The 18,310-nt window shown below is 39.6% G+C and carries 14 protein-coding genes; 6 read left to right on the forward strand and 8 right to left on the reverse strand.

The annotated features are described in order from the left end of the window. Window positions 1–76: 76 nt before the first annotated feature. From ACW6NC_RS01845 to ACW6NC_RS01855, 3 genes are all read right to left on the reverse strand, one after another. The gene (locus ACW6NC_RS01845) at window positions 77–3,052 is read right to left on the reverse strand and encodes a GEVED domain-containing protein (protein WP_457863451.1); all 2,976 of its coding nucleotides are present in this window, start codon (window positions 3,050–3,052) and stop codon (window positions 77–79) included. A gap of 118 nt (window positions 3,053–3,170) precedes the next feature. Further along, window positions 3,171–4,706 carry a glycine--tRNA ligase gene (locus tag ACW6NC_RS01850; RefSeq protein ID WP_457863453.1) on the reverse strand — a complete coding sequence of 512 codons (1,536 nt, stop codon included), beginning with the start codon at window positions 4,704–4,706 and terminating at the stop codon, window positions 3,171–3,173. Window positions 4,707–4,769: 63 nt separating this feature from the next. Further along, window positions 4,770–5,654: a hypothetical protein gene (locus ACW6NC_RS01855; RefSeq protein WP_457863455.1), complete on the reverse strand. Its 885-nt coding sequence runs from the start codon at window positions 5,652–5,654 to the stop codon at window positions 4,770–4,772. Between the two features lie 339 nt (window positions 5,655–5,993). On the opposite strand from ACW6NC_RS01855, the gene ACW6NC_RS01860 reads away from it, so the two are divergent. Then, complete coding sequence (locus tag ACW6NC_RS01860; protein ID WP_457863457.1) at window positions 5,994–7,607, forward strand: Ig-like domain-containing protein; 1,614 nt, start codon at window positions 5,994–5,996, stop codon at window positions 7,605–7,607. On the opposite strand, the gene ACW6NC_RS01865 is transcribed toward ACW6NC_RS01860, so the two are convergent. Continuing rightward, entirely contained in the window at window positions 7,594–8,373 is a 780-nt protein-coding gene (locus ACW6NC_RS01865) for an amidohydrolase (protein ID WP_457863459.1), read from the reverse strand. The two genes, ACW6NC_RS01860 and ACW6NC_RS01865, sit on opposite strands and share 14 nt — an antisense overlap. Before the next feature lie 102 nt (window positions 8,374–8,475). Here ACW6NC_RS01865 and ACW6NC_RS01870 point away from each other — a divergent pair, with 102 nt between their 5' ends. Then, complete coding sequence (locus ACW6NC_RS01870) at window positions 8,476–8,982, forward strand: DUF1440 domain-containing protein (RefSeq protein WP_457863461.1); 507 nt, start codon at window positions 8,476–8,478, stop codon at window positions 8,980–8,982. A gap of 1 nt (window position 8,983) precedes the next feature. On the opposite strand, the gene ACW6NC_RS01875 is transcribed toward ACW6NC_RS01870, so the two are convergent. Genes ACW6NC_RS01875 through ACW6NC_RS01885 form a run of 3 tightly spaced genes read right to left on the reverse strand, consistent with a single transcriptional unit; the run spans window position 8,984 to window position 14,149 of the window. Beyond that, complete coding sequence (locus tag ACW6NC_RS01875) at window positions 8,984–11,455, reverse strand: ligase-associated DNA damage response DEXH box helicase (protein WP_457863463.1); 2,472 nt, start codon at window positions 11,453–11,455, stop codon at window positions 8,984–8,986. A gap of 47 nt (window positions 11,456–11,502) precedes the next feature. Next, window positions 11,503–13,101: an ATP-dependent DNA ligase gene (locus ACW6NC_RS01880; protein ID WP_457863465.1), complete on the reverse strand. Its 1,599-nt coding sequence runs from the start codon at window positions 13,099–13,101 to the stop codon at window positions 11,503–11,505. A gap of 43 nt (window positions 13,102–13,144) precedes the next feature. Further along, the gene (locus tag ACW6NC_RS01885; RefSeq protein WP_457863467.1) at window positions 13,145–14,149 is read right to left on the reverse strand and encodes a ligase-associated DNA damage response exonuclease; all 1,005 of its coding nucleotides are present in this window, start codon (window positions 14,147–14,149) and stop codon (window positions 13,145–13,147) included. A 156-nt stretch (window positions 14,150–14,305) separates the two neighbouring features. Between ACW6NC_RS01885 and ACW6NC_RS01890 the strand changes: the two genes are divergently transcribed. Continuing rightward, window positions 14,306–14,734, forward strand: a complete 429-nt coding sequence (locus ACW6NC_RS01890; RefSeq protein WP_457863469.1) for a TerB family tellurite resistance protein — start codon at window positions 14,306–14,308, stop codon at window positions 14,732–14,734. 69 nt (window positions 14,735–14,803) lie between these two features. On the opposite strand, the gene fbp is transcribed toward ACW6NC_RS01890, so the two are convergent. Beyond that, window positions 14,804–15,811: a class 1 fructose-bisphosphatase gene (gene fbp / locus ACW6NC_RS01895; RefSeq protein WP_457863665.1), complete on the reverse strand. Its 1,008-nt coding sequence runs from the start codon at window positions 15,809–15,811 to the stop codon at window positions 14,804–14,806. Window positions 15,812–15,915: 104 nt separating this feature from the next. Here fbp and ACW6NC_RS01900 point away from each other — a divergent pair, with 104 nt between their 5' ends. The 3 genes from ACW6NC_RS01900 to ACW6NC_RS01910 all read left to right on the forward strand — a co-directional run bounded on the left by ACW6NC_RS01900 (window position 15,916) and on the right by ACW6NC_RS01910 (window position 18,205). Next, window positions 15,916–16,398 carry an N-acetyltransferase family protein gene (locus tag ACW6NC_RS01900; protein ID WP_457863471.1) on the forward strand — a complete coding sequence of 161 codons (483 nt, stop codon included), beginning with the start codon at window positions 15,916–15,918 and terminating at the stop codon, window positions 16,396–16,398. Between the two features lie 74 nt (window positions 16,399–16,472). Further along, window positions 16,473–16,958: an N-acetyltransferase family protein gene (locus ACW6NC_RS01905; protein ID WP_457863473.1), complete on the forward strand. Its 486-nt coding sequence runs from the start codon at window positions 16,473–16,475 to the stop codon at window positions 16,956–16,958. After that, window positions 16,955–18,205, forward strand: coding sequence for an aspartate kinase (locus ACW6NC_RS01910; protein WP_457863474.1), 1,251 nt, complete (start codon window positions 16,955–16,957; stop codon window positions 18,203–18,205). The genes ACW6NC_RS01905 and ACW6NC_RS01910 overlap by 4 nt, the downstream gene beginning before the upstream one ends. The last annotated feature ends 105 nt before the right edge of the window (window positions 18,206–18,310 follow it).

The raw sequence follows: 18,310 nt of genomic DNA on the forward strand, positions 1-18,310 counted from the left end.
TCCAAAAACCACAAGGCGGAGAATTTATTAAAAAAGAATACTATTATTTATAAAATTTATCAAGGAAAATCGTGTTCTATTTCACGATAATTCGTTTAACCTTCCCAATCTTCCTGGTCCCTACCCTTACAAGATAGACCCCTCTGGCCGCATAGCTCATATCAAACTCGTATACGTAAGCGCTTCCATCGGTTTCGACCTGATTTTCGATCATTTGTTGCCCTAGGATATCATAGACACTTATCCGTAAAGGTTGATCATATGTAGTCTCCAGAATGGCCTTAAAATGCTGCTGATCCTGAGAAAGAATAATAAATTCCGCTTCCGAGAGAAGCATATCCTCAATATCTAAGGTGCTATCAGTAATAGTAACGGTATAATCATGAGTAGTTCCGTATTGCATTACCGAACACGGAGAATTCAGGTCTCCACTCCATTGAGGATCAGTATCCCCTGCCCTAATCCTTAATAAGTGTTGCCCAAGCGGAGCATCTCCTGGAAGATCAAATTCAAAAGTTTCCCATGCCTTATATCGGGTTAAGGCCTGAGATTCAATAATCAGTTCAGAGTCTTCAAAAACGGCATTATCATTAAAGTCTATCCACATTGAAAATTGCTCTCTTTCCTGTGCAACAAAAGAGGTTTGAACCGATACTTCAAAAGGTCCCTGCGAGCGGTCCAAAATGGTTGTCTGATCGGTAAAATCAGCATAGCCATTCCCGCATGGGATATTTTCATTTAAAATATCACCAAGTTGGAAAGACCAAATACCATCACCAAAGCTGCAATCACTGCCTCGAGGAATACAATCCATACTCACGATGGTTTCCACCTGCGAATCATTTTCAGGCTTTGAATCTGTCTCAAGAAGAGTACTGGCCTCTATTCTATACCAACCAGATTTAGAAAGATCAACAGTTTTAGAGAAAGTATAAACTTCATCTTCACCAACTCCAAGGGATCCGGGAAAATTCTCCACTACACTAAAATTATTACCTAGCTGATAACTCACCTGGAAATCCTCCTGTGGCATTCCACCATAATTTTCAATGGTTACTACCACCTCTTCGGTAGCATCCAAAAACTCCCCTGTTAACGGGGAATCTATAGAACTTATCCCAATATCATTGGGCGGAAGATGAAGAATGCTTTCTGTGAGTTCATTATTGCTTTGATTCTCATCAGAAGCAAGGTTGATATTTAGGCTGATTTCATAAGTTGCACCGGCTTGTGAAAGATCAACGGTTTGATCAAAGGTATATTCCAACATTTCTGTACTCCCTATAGTTTCACTGATAATTTCGGTGACTGTTTGTCCACCATTTACAGTATAACTGACCTCTATATCTGATTGTGAATTCCTTCCTAGATTCCTGATTCTTATGGTAATTTCTTCATTTTCTCCCAAGGTAGATTCTACTGGTGCAACCAATTTTGTGAGAGCTAGATCATTATTATATTCGGGTGCAATTCTGAATGTACCAACCTGATTTATGCGTTGATCTCCTTCAAATACCTCACCTATATACCAGAAAGTTAATCCGTCAGCTGCATCAACACTCATATGCGAATAATCTCCATACCGGAAACTTGGATTAGGACTAATTCCCTCAATAATACTCTCTTCTTCCACAGTCATCACCCCTCTTTGATCACCTTCAAACCTACCGGTAAAACGGAGTGAGGGTGGGATAGGGTGCTCTGGACTATCATCCAGCACAGTGTAACCTAAACCTATATTACCTTCAGCATCAATGGCAATACTACCACCGAATCTGTCACTTTTATCTGGAGCATACGTGCCCTCCTGATATACTTGCCATGGTTGGCCATCCTGCCGCTGGCGAAGCTCATACCATCTCACAGCAGCATGTTCAGCTGCGCTGGGCTCCACATCTACCACAAAATTCATTACCACCGAATTATGGGTTCCAAACCTTCGGTATTGTGTAGCGTACATCATTGTGGCCTGCAGCGCATCGATATCCAGGGCATCAAAAGGTTGAGATAAATTTTTGAAAGAACCGCCGTCAAAAGTAGAATGAAAAGGTGAAACTCCTTCAGCAGCTCCCAGTTCCTGCGATTCGGAGATCGTAGAATTACTTGGTTGATCCCAGTCCACATTGACCAACCAAAGCTTTAAATGATCTTCATTTATACCTTCCCAGGAATCATCCTGCATATAAACTATGGGTGAATTCCCCGGCGGAGGCAATTCCTTACCATTAACATTAAATCCTGCTGGACTATAAAACCGACTAGTTTTTATCCCGGGAAGTGGGAACCCAATAACTTTAGCCGATTCTCCCCTTAGCATTTTATCGCGTTCCATAACGTATATGACCTCACTTTGATCAGCAGTTGTATTGTCTTTATTGGTGGTAAAATAATATCCATCTGACCAGACAGACATCTTTGGATAATCGGGAAACATCCCATTAGTAGGGAATCGGTATGTGTACCACCCTGAATTTACAGGATCCGGACCTTGCGAAACAGCTATTAAAAAACTTCCAGGGAGCGTGTCCATTTGACTTATAAGGTAACGCTCAGCATTTTCATCATAAACCACTATCGGATCTCCCCCTCTTTCGTTAGCAAATTCACCACCCAAACTCGACAGGTCTGCCGGAGGGATCAATTGATTTCCGTTCTTATCAAATATTGAAAAAGCAGCATTCCATGCATTTACATAATGATTGGGTCCTGCAACTCCCGTAGGATCAGAAGGAGTCGCCCTGGTATTTACCGCTTGAAAATTGAGCTTTTTTGCTCCAGAAAGTTTAACATCCCCCATTTTATACTGCCTTACCGGGTCTTCCCCTTTTGGCAGCCCTTTCCCCGGGACGATTTTATTGATACCGCGATCCCTGGGATTAAATAATTTGTATGCTGTTGTAGGAGGTACAAATCTGGATTTTGAAAAGGCCGCAGATGGCACTGCCTGAGCAGAATCAACATACGCAGGCCCGGCCACTTCCCTTTCCTGTGCTACGGTAGAATGTTGAAAAACATAGAATAATAAAGTAAGCAGGAATAGTATTTTTTTCATCTACAGCGTTTCTTGATATATTCTTTAAAAATAATCAATATCAGGATAATAGAAACAAAAGAGGCATCTAATAAAGTATTAAATGCCTCTTTTTAAACTGAGCTGGATAAAACGATTTCTATTTCAGCCATTTTTTAAAATCGACTTCTTCTCTAATTAGGGATGCCAGATCCGAAATTTTCACGCGTTTTTGCTCCATGGAATCTCTATAACGGAGGGTTACCGTTTGATCTTCCAACGAATCATGGTCAACCGTAATACAGAACGGTGTTCCCACAGCATCCTGTCGACGATATCTGCGGCCAATGGCATCTTTTTCATCATATTGCACCTGAAAATCCCATTTCAATTCGTCTATGATTTCCTTTGCTAATTCCGGTAAACCATCCTTTTTAACCAAAGGCAGCACTGCTGCCTTAGTAGGAGCGAGCACGGCAGGAAGTTTTAATACAGTCCTGGTTGTCCCACCTTCCAGCTCTTCTTCTTTTAAAGAAGCGGAAAATACTGCAAGAAACATTCGGTCTAAACCAATGGAGGTTTCTATCACATAGGGAACATAATTCTCCTTGAGCTCAGGGTCATAAAACCGTAATTTCTTTCCTGAATATTCTTCGTGAGCTTTAAGATCAAAATCTGTACGGGAATGAATTCCTTCTAACTCTTTGAAACCGAAAGGAAAATTAAATTCTATATCTGTAGCAGCATTGGCATAATGAGCCATTTTTTCGTGATCGTGAAAACGGTAATTTTCATTTCCCAGCCCGAGAGAATCATGCCATTTTTGGCGTGTTTCTTTCCAATGCTCAAACCACTTCAACTCTTCTCCCGGCCGAACAAAAAATTGCATTTCCATCTGTTCAAATTCTCGCTGCCGAAAAATAAACTGCCTGGCTACAATTTCATTTCTAAAAGCTTTTCCTATTTGTGCAATTCCAAAAGGTATTTTCATTCTGCCGGTCTTCTGCACATTTGAAAAGTTTACAAAAATCCCCTGGGCAGTTTCAGGCCTGAGATACAGGTCGGAAGCAGTTTCCGATGAAGCTCCTAATTTGGTACCAAACATCAGATTGAACTGCTTTACATTGGTCCAGTTTTTTGAACCGCTCTCAGGGCAAGCTATTTCCAATTCTTCAATAAGTGCCTTAACATCATCCAAGTCCTCTTCTGTTAACGACTTTGCTAGCCGTTCCAGAATTTCTTTTTGTTTCTTGCGATACCGAATTACCCTAGGGTTGGTGGATATAAATTCTTCTTCATCGAAAGCATCTCCAAAACGCTTTCGAGCTTTGTTAATTTCCTTCTCCGCCTTTTGATGGATTTTCTCGACATAATCCTCCACAAGCACATCTGCACGATAACGCTTTTTGGAATCTTTATTATCAATAAGTGGATCATTAAAAGCATCTACATGGCCTGAAGCCTTCCAGGTGGTCGGATGCATTAAGATTGCCGCATCGAGGCCAACAATATTCTGATGCAATTGAACCATGCTTTTCCACCAATAATCCTTGATATTCTTTTTTAATTCAGCACCGTTCTGACCATAATCATACACGGCGCTTAAACCGTCATAAATTTCACTCGACGCAAAAATATACCCATACTCTTTTGCATGGGATATTACATTTTTAAATAGATCTTCTTGTTTTGCCATAGCGCAAAAATAAAAAAACCGCCCCGATATTAGTCAAGGCGGCCTTTGAAATTTAATTATTAATTACCGAAGACTGAAAGATCCTGTACCGAGTAAGTTATCCTCAGCATAAACATAAACCTTATAGGTTCCTTCCAGTAGTTTATCTTCGATGGTATTTGCCAGAATACAAACGTCGAGTTCATTATTTTCATAGTAAACTTTAGAAGCCGCACTATACACCATAGGCCCTCCTTCATGATTAACTACAATTTTATCGCCTACTAGCTCATTTTCAGGATTATAAACCTGAACATACATATTTCTTTCACCAGGACCAGCCAGATCATTGGCGGTAATAGTAAAACAGGTTCTTATCTGGTCAATTCGTCGGGTGCGGTCGTTTTCCACTAGTTTCCCACTATTTCTTACAATCACACCTTCTCCCGAAAGACTCGTGATTTTCAATTGTGAGGCCCGGTCTACCTTGTTGGCTAAATTTTGATTTGTATTTTGAAGAGAATCGGAAAGCCTGGTCCTTTCCTCAAGTGCAAGACTAGTGCTATCCAGACTTGTTGCCATTCGCTGATTCTGAGCACTTAAACTGTCTACAATTCGGAATAATCGTTCCCTTTCTACCTTTAAGTTAGAGACCTCTCTTTGTAAACGGGTATTCATAGCGTAGGTAGCATCGTAATCTTTAACGGAATCCAGAAGGCGTTCTATTCTATCGCGGGCGTTCACTAGGTCCTGGTCCAACACTTCATTTTCCTCTATCGCCTCATCATATTTAATAATGAGGTCATTGAGTTCATCCTCAATAACTGCTTTCTCTTTTTGAAGGATAGCTTTATTTTCCTTTTCTTCATTGTAAAATTTAATGGTATAAATGCCCAATACTAAAAGGGCGACTGCCAGAATTCCGGTTAAAACCTTCAAGGCTGTATTGTTCTTCTTTTCAGTCATCATATAATAGAATTTAGATTGTAAATTTATGAGTTTAGTCAGGGAACCGACAAGTTGTTAACAAATGTTTCACGATTTGATTAATTTATTCTACCCAAAAAATTGTCAATTTAGCCAAACCTAATTGAATAATTAAGAAATCATTTTAGACTGATTGTTAACGAGTCTTCATTTTCTTACTTCCATCTTGATAACGAGAACACTACCGAAAAAGTATTTATAGGAATGCTTAGTATGGAAAATAGGGTTGGCTTTTGACTGCCAGGTAAGCCAATTACCGATTGATGTATGCCGCAAAAACTAAAATTATCGTTTCTTTGTGTAAAGATTCATTGCGAAAATATGCTTCATCGAATTCCGAATTTTCTTATTATAATTTTCCTGGCCCTGGGAATGGTTCAATGTGCAAAAAAAGGTATGCCTCAGGGCGGTCCAGAAGATGAAGAACCACCAGTATTTGTAAGGGCCACCCCTGAAAATTTTAGTACCAACTTTAAAGGCGAGGAGATTCGTATCTTTTTTAATGAATACATCAAACTTAATAAACCACAGGAACAGATTATTATATCCCCCCCAATGGATCCAAAACCTACTATTCTTCCATTGGGCAGTGCTAGGAAAGATATAAGGATTGAGATCTTTGATACGCTTCAGGATAATACCACTTATACCATCAATTTCGGAAAAAGTATAGTTGACAACAACGAAGGAAATGAATTGGATTATTTTAAATATGTGTTTTCCACGGGAGACTATCTCGATTCGCTATCTGTCCAGGGAACTGTAAGTGATGCTACGCTGAAAGAGCTTGAAGCCCCAGTTTCAATATTTTTATACGAAGTGGATTCCACCTTTTCCGATTCAATTGTCTTTAAAGAAAATCCCAGATATGTCACCTATTCCAAAGACAGCATCTTCACTTTTGAACTAGAAAATCTCAAGGCAGGAACATACCAAATGGTGGCGATTCAGGATAAAAATTCAAATTATAAATTTAATCCCAAGTCAGAGAAAATAGGATTTATTGAAGAATCAATCACACTCCCCACAGATACTAGCTACCATATTTCACTTTTTAAAGAAGAGCTTGAATTCGAAGTGGAAAGGCCTAAATTATTAAAAGGTAACCAGATCTTATTTGGCTATGAAGGAGTCACAGATTTTGACAGTCTTGAAATAAACCTTTTAATGACCAAACCAGAAGGCTTTCGCTCCCGCGTGATAAAAGATCCCAAAACGGATACACTCTATTACTGGTACAACCAAAAACCCCATTCCGACAGCCTTTCATTTGAAATAGTCACTCCTAGAAAAAGAGATACTCTTTTCACCAAAATCTCTGAACTGGATCGCGATACCCTTATGGTGACTACTGAACCAAGTGGAAATATCGAATTCGATCAAAATTTTATATTTCGTGCTAATACCCCCCTTGTAGAAAGCAATGCAGAGCTGATAAGAATTTTAGATAAAGATTCTTCAGAAGTAAATTTCTCAGCAGAGCTTTTACTATTTGAAAATGAACTTCAAGTTCATTTTGAGAAGGAAGAAAATAACCAATATCAAATCCGCGCTTTGCCTGGTGCGCTTACCGATCTTTTCGGAGAAACAAACGACACTATAAGTACGCAAATCACTACAAGACCATACTCAGAGTACGGTAGTGTGATCCTTCGATTACAGAATGTAGAAAACACTCCGATTATAGCCCAACTAACCAATCTCGATGGAGAAGTTCAGGCAGAAAGATATTCAGAAAACCAGACAGATTTCAATTTCAAATTTCTCAAACCGGCAAAATACCTGGTAAGGGTAATTATAGATGAAAACAGTAACCAAAAATGGGATACCGGCAATTATCTTAAAAAGCGCCAAGCAGAAAGAATTATTTACCATAGTGACACCCTGGAGGTGCGTTCCAACTGGGATTTAAATGAGCGGTTTATTTTAAAATAAAATCATCTCTATCCTGAAGAAACCTTAACTGCTTCCTGGTATTCTCTACATGATCTTTCTCCAGACCTACTTCCTCCACAAAAGGTAATTCCCTGTATTCCCCTGTTAAGTTCTCTCCGAGACAGTTGTAAGCAGCACTGTGGCCTGAATAATTATGGCCACTACCATCAATCCCGGTTCGGTTAATGCCAATACAATAGCTCATATTTTCAATAGCTCTGGCTTTCAATAAGGCATCCCATGCGGCCACCCTTTTTTCAGGCCAATTGGCCACGTAGATTAGTAAATCATAAGCTTCTGTATTTCTTGACCAGACCGGAAAACGTAGGTCGTAACAAATAAGGGGACAAATTTTCCATCCTTTATAGTTCACAATTAATCTTTCATTTCCAGCCGTATAGGTCCGATCTTCTTTAGCCAATGTAAAGGTGTGACGTTTATCGTAAGATTTAAAGCTTCCATCAGGAAAGACAAAAAACAGACGGTTATAGTATTTACCATTTTCAGTAATAATAAGGCTTCCAGTTATGGCAGCATTTTTCAACCCGGCCATCTCCTTCATCCAGTTAAAACTGAGTCCATCATTCTTTTCCGCTAATTTCTCAGCGTTCATACTAAAACCAGTGGTGAACATTTCCGGGAGAATAATGAGATCTACTTGATCTGAAAGTGCTTTGATTTCCTTGGAAAACAAACTGCGGTTAGCCTGTGGATCTTCCCATTTAAGATCAACCTGCAACAAAGCTGTATATAATGTTTTACTCATACCTTAAAATTATCAATTTTTAAACAACTCATCCCAAATACGTGTTAAACAATTGCATAAACATCGAGTATGAAATAGCTTTAACATTAAATACTTTTAGTCATGAAACTAACTACCATTCTAAACAAAGATTCTTTCACCCCAGAAACACAAAGAGCAGTAATTTCAGGAATTTTAGGAGGGCTTGCCGGAACCGCCGTAAAAAGTATTGTAGAACGTTATTTGCCTGTAAGAAAAGTTGAACAGCGATCAGCACAAATCAGAATTTTGGATAATCTTTCTACAAAGATTACAGGTGGACCTATAAGTGTTCAAAATGAAGCATTGGCTGAACAACTAGTGAATTTCCCAGTTGGAGCAAGTTTAGGTGCCGCTTATGGTTATGGAAAAAAAGACAAGGACCATCTAAAAATTACAGATGGAATGATTTTGGGTGCCTCCATCTGGTTTACGACCCATGAAACCTCCCTTCCCATGCTGGGACTTGAAGAAAACCCCAAAGATATTCCCCTTAAAACCCAGGCAAACGAGTTATTTGCTCACTTACTATTTGGAGTGACTACGGAGTTGGTTAGAAATTATATAAACAAAAGTCTGAAAAATCGGTAATTCATTTTTCTAATTCCTCGACCATCCGGCGAATCCTATCTTCCAATTTTTCTGAGGATAATTTTTCCCGAAGCCTGTCGGTAATGATAGGAAATGAAAATGGAGTGGGTTTTTCACAATCTTTCCACACAACATACTGTCTTTCAATTCTCTTTAAGGCTGACCTCAACCTTCCTTCCTCAAGCTGATGTTCGAAAGTTTCCCGGTAAGACTGCTGATAAAGTAAATTTTCTGACTCATAATCTCTAAACACGCTAAAAAGCAACTGGGAATTACTCTGAAGATGTTTACTTCCTATCTGTTTGTTAGGGTAGCCGGCAAAAACCAGGCCCGCTATAACGGCAATATCCCGGAATTTCCTTCGAGCCATCTCTGTTGAATTTAAGCTTTTATACAGGTCATCCATCAAATATTCCGAAGAAAATAGATTATTATCTAACACCTGCTGCATACCGATCTCCTGATCTGACAGTAATTCAAAACCATAATCGTTAAAGGCGATGGAAAATGTAATAGGCCGGAGCAAGCTGATACGATAAGCCAGTAAGCTGCCAAGGGCCTCGTGCACAAACCTTCCTTCAAAAGGATAAAATACGGCATGATAACCTTCTCTTGTTTTAAAGGTTTCGATAAGAAACTCATCTTTTTGGGGAATAATGGATTCCTTTAACTGTCTTTTTAAAATAGGCTGCAAAGCTCGCAATTCACGCGAGATTTCTTTTTTTGAATTAACCGATTCCGCCGCTTTATACATCTCTTCTCTCAGTAAATCACTCATCTGGGCCGAGAAAGTCATTCTTCCACCTGCCCAACTGGGCACCTTTGCGGTTTTTACCTTCGATACCTTAACCAATACCTGCATGTTTTGAATGCGTATCAATTCCAGGTTTCTTCCAGCAAAAGTAAAAACGTCACCGGGATTTAGCTTAGAGATAAACCATTCTTCGATGGTTCCTATATATCCACCTTTTAAGAATTTAACACTTAATACCGCATCACTTACAATTGTTCCTATCTGTAATCGATGCCGCATGGCTACCGAACGATTCTCTACTTTAAACCTGCCATCACCTTTAATCATCACCTTTTTATATTCATCATAGGCTTCCAGACTTTGGCTTCCTTTTGTAATAAAGTTTAATACCCAGCGCCACTCTTCTTTGGTAATTCCCTGGAAACAAAAGGTAGACTTCACTTCCGGCCAAATATCTTTCGGAAAAAATCCGTTGGAAACTGCCAGGGTGATAAGGTATTGCACAAGTACATCAAAACTGAGAAGATATGGAATCCGATCTTCTATATCCATAGCTTTTACCGCCCTCTGCAACGCTGAGGCTTCCATAAGTTCCATAGCATGAGTAGGCAAAAAATAGATTACACTTTCTTGGCCGGGTGCATGTCCGCTTCTTCCGGCACGCTGTATAAATCTGGCCACTCCTTTTGGCCCTCCTATCTGGATGATGGTTTCCACAGGAGCGAAATCAACACCTAGGTCCAGGCTGGAAGTGGCCACAACAGCCTTTAGACGACCATTCCTTATAGCTTGTTCCACCCATAACCGTGTCTCCTTATTGATACTGCCGTGGTGCATGGCCAGTTCTCCAGCAAATTCAGGATATTTTTGAATTAGCCTTTGAAACCATAATTCACACTGGGAACGAGTATTGGTAAACAGCAAAGTTGTTTTGGACTTTTTAATAATAGGTGCCACCTCATCTATTAAATGCAACCCGAGATGGCCCCGCCAGGGAAACCGCTCCATTTTCTCTGGAATAATTGAATGAACCCTTATCCTCTTTTTTATTTTGGCCCTGATCATAACCGAATTCTTCCAGGCACTGGAACTCGGTCCAAGCAACACCTCTCTGGCTTGCTCAAGATTGCCTATAGTCGCTGAAACGCCCCAGATGCGCATCTCTTCTGAAAGGTTTTTTAACCGGGAAAGTGCCAATTCCATCTGAACTCCGCGTTTTGTCCCCATTAATTCATGCCATTCATCAACAATAACAGCATTAAGATTCGCAAAGGTTTTATCATAGTACTTTGAAGAAAGTAGAAGTTGAAGGCTTTCAGGAGTTGTGATCAATAAATCCGGCATCGATCTTTTTTGTGCAGCCCTTTCTTTTTGTGAGGTATCCCCGGAACGAATTCCTACTGTCAACCCGCTATTTAAATCATTGGCAAACTGGCTTGTTGCCTGTTCAATTTCTATTGAAAGTGCACGAAGAGGCGTGATCCATAGCGCTTTTAATCCTTTTTTATGCCTCTTCTTATAGTCAGGGTTTTTGCGTATGTAATCTAATACAATAGGCACCCATAGTGCGTAGGTTTTTCCACTACCAGTGGGTGCATTGAGTAGACCATTCTTCCCCTTTAAAAAGGCCTTCCAGGTTTGTTTTTGGAATGAAAAAGCTTGCCATCCTCTTTGATCAAACCAGTTTTCTGCTAATTTTATGACTTGATCATTTTCCATTTAGAAGATTTCTCATAAGCGTTAATTACCACAAAGTCTGTTCATGTTTATTCATCTGGTATCAGGGCCTTTAACTCTTCAAGGGTATTGGCTTGATGAATGTTCTTATCTTTCCGCCAACGTACCATTCTGGGGAACCTTGTGGCCACTCCACTTTTATGACGCTTCGACTCCGCTACGCCTTCAAAGGCAATCTCAAAAACATGATAAGGAGTTACACTCCGCACAGGACCGAAACGCTCAAGGGTATTTTTCCTTATCCAGGCATCAAGTTTGCTGAATTCAGCATCGGTAAGCCCGGAATAGGCCTTTGCAAAAGTCACTAGTTCCTTTCTTTCTTTATCCCACAAGCCGAAAGTATAATCAGTGAACAGACTACTTCTCCTACCATGGCCACGCATTGCATAAGTGAGCACTGCATCTATAGTGAGCGGATCGACTTTCCATTTCCACCAAGCTCCCTTTTTTCTACCTACCAGATAGGGTGAATCCATGCGCTTTAGCATTAAGCCTTCCGATTTTTCTTGGCGAGCTCTTTCCCTTTCTTCAGCAATTTCAGCCCAAGACTTAAAAGATATTCTTTGAGATAAATGAAGTGGTAAATTTTCAGAAGAAACCTCAGTATACAATAATTCTAGGATTTTTCGTCTCACGGCAAATGGATGATTCCTGATATCCTTCCCTTTCCATTCCAGCACATCGTATGCTTTAAGAATTACAGGGACATTTTTTAACAGTTTCTTGCTGATATTTTTTCGACTAATCCGGGTTTGAAGTTCATTAAAGGTTCCGATTCGTCCATTGGGAAAGGGAAGAATCTCACCATCCAATACGGTTCCGTTGGGGATTACTCCAATTAACTTCTTAAACTCAGGGTATTTATCTGTAACCAGTTCCTCACCTCTGGTCCAAACAAACAATTCCTTGTTGCGAACAATGACCTGAGAACGAATTCCATCCCATTTGTGTTCAACACTCCATTGGGAAACATCGCCCAACTCCTCCACATCCCTATCTATCGCATAGGCTAGATAAAAAGGATAGGGCTTGGATAGGAAATCTTCCTCGTTTTCTTTAAGAATTAGGTTCTCAAAGGAGGTATTTAATGGATCCCAGTTTCCCATTATTTTATAAGCCAAAACATCTTCATCTATTTTTGTAGCGATGGAAAGTGCCCGGGTCATTAATTTCTGACTTACTCCAATCCTAAAACTTCCTGTAATAAGTTTAGTAAAGACAAAACGTTCGTAATAATTTAGAGCTAACCAGTTTGTTTGAAGGTATTCTTTTTTTTTATCTTCACTCTCAAGCTTAAGATCGATTATTTCCCTAATAAACTGATTGAGGCTTTTTTCTGAAGATTGTGTTGCCGGGGGAATTACCAAAGCAATTGTTTCTGCCAGGTCTCCCACGATATGATATGACTCTTCAAATAACCAAAGAGGAATTCCCGCTAATTCTGTAGCCCATTTTCGCATTAATGTGGTATTGACAGGTCTGGACGGGCGCCGATGAGATAAAATTGCGATAGTCCAGACCTTATCCTTATCAGGGGCCGTCCGGAAATAATCACTAAGTGCCTCAACCTTAAGAGAGGTTTTATTGGTGACATCTAGTGTTCTTATCAGGGCTGCAAATCTTTTCATATATAGGTCGGCATCACTATGTAAACCATCTAATTGTTGATTTTCATTGTATTAACATTTCTCCCGCTTCACCTTCAAATTGCGTGTCTACAGTTCGAGCATCATAGCCCTGTTCGGATAAAAAACGGGAGAATATTTCGGTATAACCATGGGTGCAAATTATTTTATCGGCTCCTGTAGCTTTTATTGATTTTAATAATCCCTGCCAGTCACAATGGTCGGATAAGACAAACCCACGGTCAATGGCACGCCTTCTCCTGGCTCCTCTAAAGGTCATCCATCCGCTTGCAGATGCGCTTACATAAGGTTGCATTTTTTTCATCCAGGGGGTACCGTGCGCACTGGGTGGAGCTATTACCATATTACCTTTAATTTCCTCCTTCCTGACATCTCCAGTTACCCTGATGGTCTTGGGTAAATTTACTTTGGACCTCAAGACATCAGTCATATTTTCTATTGCTCCATGGGTGAAAATTTTTCCGTTGGAAGGGTCTAAATGTTTTAAAAGGCGTTGGGCCTTACCTAGAGAATAACCAAATAGCACCGAGGTCATACCGTTTTCCCGGTTCTGGCCCCACCAGGAATTAATCTCTTCAAAAACTTCCTTTTGGGGTTGCCATTTGAAAGCAGGAAGACCAAAGGTACATTCGGTAATAAAAGTATGACATTTTATAGGTTCAAATGGCACCGTCAATCCATCGTTTTCATCCTTATAATCGCCGCTAAAAACCCAGATCTCCCCTTTATACTCTACCCGTATTTGAGAAGATCCGATAATATGGCCAGCAGGATGCAGGGAAAACTTCACTCCATTAATGGTAAAACTTTCATTCCATCCCCTGCCACTTACTTCCACATCCCCTAACCGGTGTCTAATGATAGGAACATTGTTATGATGGGTTATATATTTTTTATGGCCAGAGCGGGAATGATCCGCATGACCATGGGAAATGATTGCTTTTCCCACTGGTCTCCAGGGATCGATATAGACATCTGCTATGGAACAATAAATACCCTTATGATCAAATACTAAAAGAGGTTTATCCATTTTTCCTTGCTTGTAATTGAAATTACCCAAATTGTCTTTTATAAAAAAACGATTAAGAAAAGATTAGGGAAAGTCCAAACCAACCTGCTTTTTAGCAGACTTTTAAAAGAAAATACTTTTGGCTTTAGCTATATTTGTAGTATAAAATTCAATCAAATGTCAATTTCAGATTTATTCGGATCGGGAGAACATCTCCGAAATATTAACCATTTTGCCTGCATTGTCAACCTTGCCAGTGTGGATGGAGAAATCAATGAACAAGAGGAAGTTCTATTAAAACGTTTCGCCGGAAAACTGGACATTACCGAGTCAGAATATAAGTCGGTAGTGAGAAATCCAGAAGAATTTCCGGTTAACTCATATAATAGTGTTGAACAACGTCTGGAGCGTTTACATGATCTTTTCAAAATTATATTTGCCGATAGTCATATTGACCGAGAGGAAGAGGAATTGATTAAACGTTATGCTATCGGGCTCGGGTTCTCAGGTAAGGCTTCTGAAACTATTATCAAACGTTCCATACAGATTTTTTCAGGACAAATAAATTTCGAAGACTATAGGTTATTACTTGATAGAAAAGAATAATTCCGATTTAAGATAATGTATACCAGATCCCGCAAAAGCGGGATTTTTTATTTCCGGCCGAAATAGCTTCTACTTAAATAGCTTCATAAATTCTTCTGCTTTCTCCACCATGTTCTTGCTTCCTGCAAAAAATGGTGCTCGCTGATGCAACTCCTTCGGTTGGATGTCCATAATCCGGGAGAAGCCGTCACTGGCTTTTCCTCCGGCCTGTTCAATGATAAAGGCCATAGGGTTGCATTCATAGAGCAGGCGTAATTTACCATTGAAAGCTTTCGAACTTTTTGGGTAAATGAATATTCCCCCCTTTATCATGTTTCTATGAATATCGGAAACCATGGATCCGATATACCTGGAAGTATAAGGTCTGTCTTCCTTCTCCTCCTGGCAGTATTTGATATATTTTTTTACTCCTTCGGGGAAATGCACATAATTACCTTCGTTAATAGAATAGATTCTTCCATTCTCAGGAAACTTCATATCAGGATGGGAAAGATACCAAGAGCCAAGTGCAGGGTTTAAGGTAAAACCATTCACCCCATGTCCAGTGGTATAAACCAGCATGGTGGAGGTCCCGTAAATTATATAACCTGCAGCCACCTGTTTATTCCCGGGTTGGAGGAAATCTTCCCTGGTAACCGGCGTGCCAATAGGTGTTACCCGCCGATAAACAGAAAAAATTGTTCCAACAGAAACATTTACATCGATATTAGAACTTCCGTCTAAAGGATCCATCAGGACCACATATTTATTTTTATGATCGTTATTGCATCCAGAAATTGTGATGAAGTCGTCATTTTCCTCAGAAGCTATTCCACAAACAATCTCCCTGTTAGTAAGGGTTTGAATAAATTTCTGGTTAGCGTAAACATCCAGTTTTTGTTGGTCTTCTCCCTGGACGTTGGTTTCTCCATAAGCTCCAATAATATCTACCAGTCCGGCCTTATTTACCTCGTGATTTACCACTTTTGCAGCAAGGCGGATAGAATTTATTAATCTGGACAGCTCACCAGATGAATAAGGAAAGTCGGCCTGATTATCAATTATAAATTCTCCCAGAGTTTGATATTGCTTAGCCATCATCTTGATTTTGTTGGTCAAAAATATCTAAAAATTATACTTGCTACAACGTTTTCGTAAATAATATATTTCAAGTTGTACTTTTGTTATAAACAAATTTTAATATGGATTATATTATCAGAAAAGCAGTTCCGGAAGACATGCCAGCTGTTTTGGAGCTTATTCAAGAGCTTGCTGAATTCGAAAAAGAACCCGACGCCGTAATAATCACTGCCGAAGACCTTAAAAGAGATGGATTTGGCGAGAAACCCTCTTTTATCTGTTTTGTTGCAGAAGTAAATGGTAAAATTGAAGGAATGGCCCTTTGCTATTATCGTTATTCAACCTGGAAAGGAAAAACAGTGCATTTAGAAGATCTGGTAATCAGAAAGGAATTCAGGCAGAAAGGTTTAGGTAAAGCGCTCTATACCAAAGTAATCGAATACGCTAAAGAACAAGGAGTAAAACGGGTGGAATGGGTAGTGCTGGATTGGAATACCCCAGCAAAGAATTTCTATACTAAAAGTGGAGCGTTAGTATTTGACGACTGGTGTACCGTTCAGATGGATGAGCAGGCAATGGAGGAATATTTAAAAAAAGCCCGTTAATTTAAAGCTAAGCCCCTGTATATTTAATAAATCTATTCCTAATTTTGATGTATACCAACTAAAAAGCAGAAATTATGAGTGTTGATTATATTATCAGGGAGGCTAACCGCGAGGATATGCCTGCAGTTCTTGAACTTATCAAAGAACTGGCCGAATATGAAAATGCCGCCGATGAAGTTGAAATTCATCTAGATGATTTGATAAATGAGGGTTTTAAGGAGAAACACTTTAAATGTTTTGTAGCTGAAGTTAAAGGAAGAATCGAAGGAATGGCATTGGTTTATTTCCGATTTTCCACCTGGAAAGGTCGGACCGTTCACCTCGAAGACCTAATTGTTCGAAAAAAAATGAGGGGGACTGGTCTGGGTGGGGCTCTTTATAACCAAGTAGTAAAATATGCCTATGAAAATGGCGTTAGACGCGTGGAATGGGTAGTTTCTGAAGGAAACAAAAACGCCATTGAATTCTATGAAAATACCGGCGCCGAAATTAAAAAAAACTGGTATACCGTACATATGGACGAAAGCGGGATCCAAAAAAACGTTGAGAAACTAGAATGAAAATATACAAGTTTGGAGGAGCTTCAGTAAAAGATCCTCTGGCCATAAAAAATCTATTAAACTTACTGACTTCTAAGGACCATGGGAGACTTCTTATTGTAATTTCAGCGATGGGAAAAACTACCAATGCCTTCGAAAACGTGGTGATAAAATACCTGAAGGATAACAGGGTTCCGGAAGAATTTCTGACCATTGAAAAGTCACACCTGGAAATTGCAGGAGAACTCTTCCCAGATACGTCTAATCCGGTATATTCCAAAATTGCCGCTTTAATTAAGGAGCTTCGGAATTTCATGGAGCACAATAAATCCAATCGCTATGATTATGTGTATGATCAGATTGTGAGTTACGGAGAATTACTTTCGACGACCATTATTAGTGAGTATCTTAATCTTCATAATTATAAAAATACCTGGCTGGATGCACGAACTGTCATTAAAACCGACAGTACTTATCGTGACGCTCAAGTAAACTGGGAAGATACTCAGGAAGCCATTGAAGAAACTATCAACAGAAACCAAATACATATTACGCAGGGGTTTATCGCCTCGGATCCAGATAATTTTACCACTACTCTGGGAAGGGAAGGAAGTGATTATACCGCTGGTATTTTCGCCTATTGTCTTAATGCTGAAAGTTTAAGTATTTGGAAAGATGTTCCCGGGGTCCTAAATGCAGATCCCCGAGAATTTACCAAAACTTCTCTGCTCAACCAGATCTCTTATGAAGAAGCCATAGAACTCGCTTTCTACGGCGCTTCGGTGATTCACCCAAAGACTCTGCAGCCGCTTCAGAAAAAAGAAATCCCACTGTACGTGAAATCATTTGTAGACCCTGATGGCACCGGCACTTCAGTAAGGAGAGGCCATAGGATTGAACCTAAAATTCCCTGTTTCATAGTCAAAAAAAACCTTGTCCTCATTTCGCTTTCATCCCTTGACTTTTCATTCATGATGGAAGAAAATATAAGTGAAATTTTCAGGCTTTTTCATCATTATCAAATGAAGGTGGATCTCATTCAAAATTCAGCGATTAGTTTCTCAGTATGTGTTGATAACAGATTTAACCGGCTGGAAAAACTTATCCAACATTTAAAAGCCAGATTCAGGGTAAAATATAATAAAGGAGTTTCCCTGTATACCATCCGGCATTTCAATGATGTAGCAATAGCTAGTCTGGAAAAGGATAAGGAAATTCTCCTAAAACAAATAACGCGGGATACAGTTCAGTTGGTTACGCGGGATTAATTGTATGTTTAGTCCCACGCCTGTTAATTTCATGTTATTCTATAACTTGTCTTAGGGAAATTTTTATTTCATTCTTATCTTTCAACTTATACGATAATTCAAAAA

The sequence above is a fragment of the Salegentibacter profundi genome (genome assembly GCF_054121475.1).